8 protein-coding genes are annotated in these 6469 nt (G+C 72.4%); 4 read left to right on the forward strand and 4 right to left on the reverse strand.

Translation table 11 applies throughout. The annotated features are described in order from the left end of the window. Window positions 1-118: 118 nt before the first annotated feature. The 4 genes from AB0N29_RS06110 to AB0N29_RS06125 are packed head-to-tail and all read right to left on the reverse strand — an operon-like array spanning window position 119 to window position 3394. A complete protein-coding gene (locus AB0N29_RS06110) occupies window positions 119-613 on the reverse strand; it encodes a GNAT family protein (RefSeq protein ID WP_364864953.1) in 495 nt (164 codons plus the stop codon). Between the two features lie 44 nt (window positions 614-657). Continuing rightward, window positions 658-1647 carry a COX15/CtaA family protein gene (locus AB0N29_RS06115; RefSeq protein ID WP_364864956.1) on the reverse strand — a complete coding sequence of 330 codons (990 nt, stop codon included), beginning with the start codon at window positions 1645-1647 and terminating at the stop codon, window positions 658-660. A gap of 5 nt (window positions 1648-1652) precedes the next feature. Beyond that, a complete protein-coding gene (locus AB0N29_RS06120; RefSeq protein WP_364864958.1) occupies window positions 1653-2459 on the reverse strand; it encodes an ABC transporter permease in 807 nt (268 codons plus the stop codon). Further along, the gene (locus tag AB0N29_RS06125) at window positions 2456-3394 is read right to left on the reverse strand and encodes an ABC transporter ATP-binding protein (protein ID WP_364864960.1); all 939 of its coding nucleotides are present in this window, start codon (window positions 3392-3394) and stop codon (window positions 2456-2458) included. The genes AB0N29_RS06120 and AB0N29_RS06125 overlap by 4 nt, the downstream gene beginning before the upstream one ends. 62 nt (window positions 3395-3456) lie before the next feature. Here AB0N29_RS06125 and AB0N29_RS06130 point away from each other — a divergent pair, with 62 nt between their 5' ends. From AB0N29_RS06130 to sufB, 4 genes are read left to right on the forward strand one after another with little or no spacing between them, the layout of a single operon-like run. Next, on the forward strand, window positions 3457-3819 hold the full coding sequence (locus AB0N29_RS06130; protein WP_302271250.1) for a hypothetical protein: 363 nt from the start codon (window positions 3457-3459) through the stop codon (window positions 3817-3819). Further along, on the forward strand, window positions 3812-4210 hold the full coding sequence (locus tag AB0N29_RS06135) for a hypothetical protein (protein ID WP_302271252.1): 399 nt from the start codon (window positions 3812-3814) through the stop codon (window positions 4208-4210). Before AB0N29_RS06130 ends, AB0N29_RS06135 begins: the two co-directional genes overlap by 8 nt. Window positions 4211-4258: 48 nt before the next feature. Further along, the gene (locus AB0N29_RS06140) at window positions 4259-4975 is read left to right on the forward strand and encodes a helix-turn-helix domain-containing protein (RefSeq protein WP_364864963.1); all 717 of its coding nucleotides are present in this window, start codon (window positions 4259-4261) and stop codon (window positions 4973-4975) included. Then, complete coding sequence (gene sufB / locus AB0N29_RS06145; protein ID WP_364864966.1) at window positions 4972-6390, forward strand: Fe-S cluster assembly protein SufB; 1419 nt, start codon at window positions 4972-4974, stop codon at window positions 6388-6390. Before AB0N29_RS06140 ends, sufB begins: the two co-directional genes overlap by 4 nt. Window positions 6391-6469 lie beyond the last annotated feature (79 nt).

The raw sequence follows: 6469 nt of genomic DNA on the forward strand, positions 1-6469 counted from the left end.
TCCCCGGTCCACCGGGGACTCCCTCGCTTCCCGGGGTAGATCTGCCCCGGTGAGCAACGGACTGCCCCGGGAAGCGACAGACTGCCCCGGCAAGCGCCGGACGTGCTCCAGGACGGGCTCAGCGGCCGGACGCCCACTCCTCGCGCAGCACCGAGTAGACGTACAGGTCGTGGTGGGCGCCCTCGCGCCACTGCGCGCCCCGCGCGACGCCCTCCTGGCGGAAGCCGGCCTTCTCGAGGGACCGCTGCTCGGCGAGGTTCTCCCGGTCGGTGTGGGCCTCGACGCGGTTGACCGTCGTGTGCAGGAAGAACAGGTCGGCGAGCTGCCGCTGCGCCTCGGTGCCGATGCCCCGGCCCCGGGCCGACGCAGCGAGCCAGATGCCGATCATCGGGCTGCGGGACGCCTCGTTCGGGCCCCAGCGCAGCTGCGCCCAGCTGAGGCTGCCGACGACGTCCTCGCCCTCGACCACGGCGAGGCCGCCGAGGTCGGCCGTCAGCGAGGGGTCGTACGGCGCGGTGCGCGGGTTGCGGGGCCCGAAGTCCTCGTACGGCGCGTCGCTCCCGGTCAGGTGGGGCAGGTCCGCCTCGGTGACGGGGCGCAGGCGCACGGGCATGGCGACAACCTAGCGACGCCGGGCGGGCGCGCCGGGTGCAGGAGTCACCGGTTCACCGGGGACCCCTGCACGGGACGAGGCTCGTCCACCTCCGGCGCGTCCACCCCCGGCACGTCAGGCCGGGAATCGGCCTCGAGCGGCGCCACGAGCACGCGCTGGCTGGTGGCGCGCGGGTGGCGGACGGTGAGCAGGGCCCAGGTGAGGGCGGCGGAGGTCAGGGCGGCGCCGAGGAGGTGGAAGCCGACGAGGACGACCGGGAGGTCGGTGAAGTACTGGACGAAGCCGATGGTGCCCTGGCCCAGCTCGACGGCGAGCAGGATCCACGCGGCCCGCACCGCCTGGGCGGGGGCGCCGGTGGCCCGCAGGGCGAGCAGCAGGCCGACGGTGAGGCCCAGGAGGAGGAAGACCGCGTCGGCGTGCAGCTGGCTGACCTGGAGCGGGTCCAGGCCGGTGCGCTTGGAGTCCGCGTCGCCGGCGTGCGGACCGGAGCCGGTGACGATCGTGCCGATGTAGAGCACGGCCCAGCCGGCGAGGAACGTCGCCCAGGCGAGACCGACCAGCCCGCCGCGGACCGGCGCGCCGACCGGGGCGTCGGCGACCTGCAGGAACCGCACGGACAGGCCGATGATCGCCAGCGAGCAGACCAGGTGGAGGGACACGATCCACGGGTTGAGGTCGGTCAGCACCGTGATGCCGCCGATGACGGCCTGGGCGGGGATGCCCAGCGCCAGCAACGTGGCCAGCCGGAGCAGGTCGCTGCGGCGGCTGCGCCAGGCGGCGAGGAACGTCGCGATCGCGATGGCGACGAGGACGAAGGTCAGCATCCGGTTGCCGAACTCGATCGCCGAGTGCAGGTTCAGCGCGCCGTGCGGGGTGTAGGACTCGTCGGTGCAGCGCGGCCAGGTGGGGCAGCCCAGCCCGGAGCCGGTCAGCCGGACGGCGCCGCCGGTGACGACGAGGACGATGTTGGCGACCAGGGTCGCCCAGCCCATCGGACGCACCCATCGGGTCGCGGCCTCGGTGGTCGGTCGCACTGCTCTCACTCCCACTTGAACGTACGGGCGGTCAGCACCGTGCCGACCACCGCCCACCCGGCGAGGGTGAGGAGCGCCACGGGGGCGACGACGCCGTCGATCAGCGCGTCGCGCATGGCCCCGCCCAGGGCTCCGGAGGGCAGCCACCGGACGACGTCGCCGAACGCGCCGTACGCCGAGGCGGGCAGCACCACGGCGCCGCCGGCCATGAGCAGCAGGTAGACCAGGTTGGCGGCGGCCAGCGTCGCCTCGGCCCGCAGCGAGCCCGCGAGGAAGAGCCCCAGAGCGGCGAACGCGGCCGTGGCGAGCAGCACGGCCAGCACCGCGCCGACGACCGCAGCCGGGCCGCCGGCCGGCTCCCAGCCCATGACCAGGGCGACCGCCGAGATCACGGCCACCTGCAGCGCCTCGACGGCCACCAGCGCACCGACCTTGCCGGCGAGGAGGCCGGAGCGGGGCAGCGGCGACGTGCCGAGCCGCTTGATCACGCCGTACCGGCGCTCGAAGCCCGTGGCGATCGCCAGCGACGTGAACGCCGTCGACATCACCGCCAGCGCCAGCACCCCCGGGGTGAAGACGTCGATCGCGCGGCCCGTGAGGTCGAGGTCGATCCGGTCGGCGCCCTGGACGGCTCCGACCAGGACGATGACCGGGATGACGACGGCGAGCAGCAGCTGCTCGCCGTTGCGCAGCATCAGGCGGGCCTCCATCGAGGCCTGCGCGCGCACCTGCTGCAGCCAGGGCGCGCCGCCGGGCCGGGGGGTCCAGTCCGCGGTGGCGCCGGCGCGCGGGGTGGTCGGCTCGGTCGTCACGGCTGGAGCTCCCGTCCGGTCAGCTCGAGGAAGACGTCCTCGAGGGTGCGCTGGCCCAGCGTCAGCGACTCCGGGAGCACGCCCTGCTGCTCGCACCAGCCCGACACCCTGGCCAGGGTGCTGGCGTCGGCCGGGCCGGTGACCAGGAGGCTGACCTCGTCGAGCAGCGTCACCTCGATCTGGTCCCCGAGGGCGACGCGCAGCGAGTCGGGGGCACCCGGCGGGAACGGCCGGCTCACCACGAGCCGGATCGTCGCCGCGGTGCCGCCCCGGGTCAGCTGCACCGGCGAGCCCGAGGCGATCAGCCGGCCGTGGTCGATGATGTGGATCCGGTCGGCGAGCTTCTCGGCCTCGTCCATGTAGTGCGTGGTCAGCACGACGGTCACCCCGGCGGCGCGCAGCTCGGTGAGCAGCTCCCAGGTGGTGCGGCGCGACTGCGGGTCCATGCCGGCCGTCGGCTCGTCGACGAAGACGAGCTCGGGACGCCCGACGAGCGCCATCGCCAGCCCGAGGCGCTGCTGCTGGCCCCCGGAGAGCCGGCGGTACGGCGTGCGCCCGCAGTCCCCGAGCCCCAGCCGCTCGGCCAGCAGGTCGACGTCCATCGGGTGCGCGTGCAGCCGGGAGACGTGGCGCAGCATCTCCATCGCGCGCACGCCGCTCCACGCGCCGCTGCCCTGCAGCATCACGCCGATGCGGGGGAGCAGCTCGGCGCGCTGGCGGACCGGGTCGAGCCCCAGCACCCGCACCGTGCCCTGCTGGGGCCGCCGGTAGCCCTCGCAGGTCTCGAGGGTGGTGGTCTTGCCGGCCCCGTTGGGGCCGAGGACCGCGGTGATGGAGCCGCGTTCGACGGTCAGGGAGAGCTCGTCCACGGCGACCTTGTCGCCGTACCGCATCACCAGGCCGTCGACGGCGACTGCTGGAGCGGCGTCGGACACCAGGCCAGTCTAGGAAACGTCCGCCGGAGGGGGCCGGGCGGGCAGGACCTAGGGTCAGGGGCGTGAACGCGGTGGTCCTGGGGGCGGTGGTCGTCCTGTCCGTGGTGGCGATGGCAGCGGTCGTGGTGCACCTGGTGCGCGACGAGACGGCGGGTGACCCGACCTTCCTCGTGCTCGCCCTGGTCGAGCTCGCCCTCGTCGTCCAGGCGGTGGTCGGCTGCGTGGCCCTCGCGGGCACCGACCGCGACGTGCCCGCGGCGACGTTCCTGAGCTACCTGCTCTCGCTGCCCCTGGTGCTGCCCATCGGCGCCTTCTGGTCGCTGGCCGAGCGCACCCGCGCCGGGACGGCGGTGCTGCTGGTCGCCCTGCTGACCGTGGTGGCCCTCGAGGTCCGGCTGCACTCCATCTGGACCGCCGGTGGCTGAGCTCTCCAGCGGCTGGGGCCGCATCCTCGTCGCGGTGTACGCCGTCTTCGCCGTCGCCGCCACCGGTCGCTCGCTCGTGCAGCTCGGCACGCAGGCCGACCGGGCGCCGCTGGCGTACTCCCTGTCCCTGCTCGCCGCCCTCGTCTACCTCGCCGCGACCACGTGCCTGCTCGTCGGCGGGCGGCGCGGCTGGTGGGCAGCCGTCGTGGCCGTCGGCATCGAGGCGGTCGGCGTGCTGGTCGTCGGTACGCTGTCCTACGTCGCCACCGACCTCTTCCCCGACCGCACGGTCTGGTCGCACTTCGGGCAGGGCTACGGCTTCCTGCCGCTGGTGCTGCCGCTCGCCGGGATCCTCTGGCTGAGACGCACGTCACCGCTCGCTGCGAGGTAAGGGGAGCCTTCCTTGAAGGGCCCCGACCAATAACGCCACACTGGTGTTGTGGAATTCGAGGAAGCCCGTCCGGGCGGTGACCAGCCGACGCGCCAGCGCGTCGCGCGGTCGATCCTCGTCGACGGTCCCTCGACCGCCGCCGCGCTCGCCGAGCGCCTCGCGCTGACGCCCGCCGCGGTCCGCCGCCACCTCGACCAGCTGGTCGAGGAGGGTGCGGTCGAGGCCCGTGAGCCACGCACCCTCGCCACCCGCGGGCGGGGTCGCCCCGCGAAGGTGTTCGCGCTGACCGAGGTCGGCCGCGACAGCTTCGACCAGCAGTACGACGACCTGGCCGTCCAGGCCCTGCGCTTCCTGCGGGAGACCGGCGGCGAGCAGGCCGTCCGGGAATTCGCGAGCCGGCGCGTGGCGTTCATCCAGGAGCGGTTCGGCGAGGTCGTCGAGCAGCACCCCGAGCTCAGCCCGGCGGAGGCCGTCGCCCGAGTCCTCACCGACGAGGGCTACGCCGCCGGCGTGCGCGACGTACCAGTGGGGGAGCAGCTGTGCCAGCAGCACTGCCCCGTCAGCCACGTGGCCCACGAGTTCCCGCAGCTGTGCGAGGCCGAGACCGAGGCGATCGCCGCGGTGCTCGGCAGCCACGTGCAGCGGCTGGCCACCATCGCCCACGGCGACGGGGTGTGCACGACCTGCATCCCGAGCACCACCGCAAGCAGCACCAGCACCACCCCGAGCACGTCCATCAAGGAGAAGGAGCAGGTCACCCCATGACCTCCATCGAGGAGCTGAACCCCGAGCTCAAGGGCATCGGCCGCTACGAGTTCGGCTGGGCCGACCCGGACACCGCCGGTGCGACCGCCAAGCGCGGTCTCAACGAGGACGTCGTCCGCGACATCTCCGCGAAGAAGAGCGAGCCGCAGTGGATGCTCGACCTGCGCCTGAAGGGCCTGAAGCTCTTCGACCGCAAGCCGATGCCGACCTGGGGCTCCGACCTCGGCGCGATCGACTTCGACAACATCAAGTACTTCGTCCGGTCCAGCGAGAAGCAGGCCGCGACCTGGGACGACCTCCCCGAGGACATCAAGAACACCTACGACAAGCTCGGCATCCCCGAGGCGGAGAAGCAGCGCCTGGTCTCCGGTGTCGCCGCGCAGTACGAGTCCGAGGTCGTCTACCACTCGATCCGCGAGGACCTCGAGGCGCAGGGCGTGCTCTTCCTCGACACCGACACCGCGCTCAAGGAGCAGCCCGAGCTGTTCAAGGAGTACTTCGGCACCGTCATCCCCGTCGGTGACAACAAGTTCTCCGCGCTGAACACCGCGGTGTGGTCCGGCGGCTCGTTCATCTACGTGCCCAAGGGCGTCCACGTCGACATCCCGCTGCAGGCCTACTTCCGGATCAACACCGAGAACATGGGCCAGTTCGAGCGGACGCTGATCATCGCCGACGAGGACTCCTACGTGCACTACGTCGAGGGCTGCACGGCGCCGATCTACAGCTCGGACTCGCTGCACTCCGCGGTCGTCGAGATCGTCGTGAAGAAGGGCGCCCGCGTCCGCTACACGACCATCCAGAACTGGTCGAACAACGTCTACAACCTCGTCACCAAGCGCGCGACCTGCGAGGCCGGCGCGACCATGGAGTGGGTCGACGGCAACATCGGCTCCAAGGTGACGATGAAGTACCCGGCCGTCTACCTCATGGGCGAGCACGCCAAGGGCGAGACCCTGTCGATCGCGTTCGCCGGCGAGGGCCAGCACCAGGACGCCGGCGCCAAGATGGTCCACGCCGCGCCGAACACCTCCAGCTCGATCCTCTCCAAGTCGGTCGCGCGCGGCGGCGGCCGCACGTCGTACCGCGGCCTGATCCAGGTCAACGAGGGCGCGCACGGCTCGAAGTCCAACGTCCTGTGCGACGCGCTGCTGGTCGACCAGATCAGCCGCTCGGACACCTATCCCTACGTCGACATCCGCGAGGACGACGTGTCCATGGGCCACGAGGCGAGCGTCTCGAAGGTCTCCGACGACCAGCTCTTCTACCTCATGTCGCGAGGCATGGAGGAGGACGAGGCGATGGCGATGATCGTCCGCGGCTTCGTGGAGCCGATCGCCAAGGAGCTGCCGATGGAGTACGCCCTCGAGCTCAACCGCCTGATCGAGCTCCAGATGGAGGGCGCGGTCGGCTGACGCCGGCCACCGTCCCTCCCGCCGACCCAGAAAGACAGACGTAGTGACCGTGACTGACACCGCCCGCGACAGCGTCGCG

This window comes from Nocardioides sp. NPDC092400 (genome assembly GCF_040684155.1).
Taxonomy (GTDB): Bacteria; Actinomycetota; Actinomycetes; order Propionibacteriales; family Nocardioidaceae; genus Nocardioides.

What these genes read in the sequence shown, in the direction of transcription:
- AB0N29_RS06110 (WP_364864953.1), bottom strand. Translation starts at nt 613, where the DNA reads ATGCCCGTGCGCCTGCGCCCCGTCACCGAGGCGGACCTGCCCCACCTG.
- sufB (WP_364864966.1), top strand. Translation starts at nt 4,972, where the DNA reads ATGACCTCCATCGAGGAGCTGAACCCCGAGCTCAAGGGCATCGGCCGC.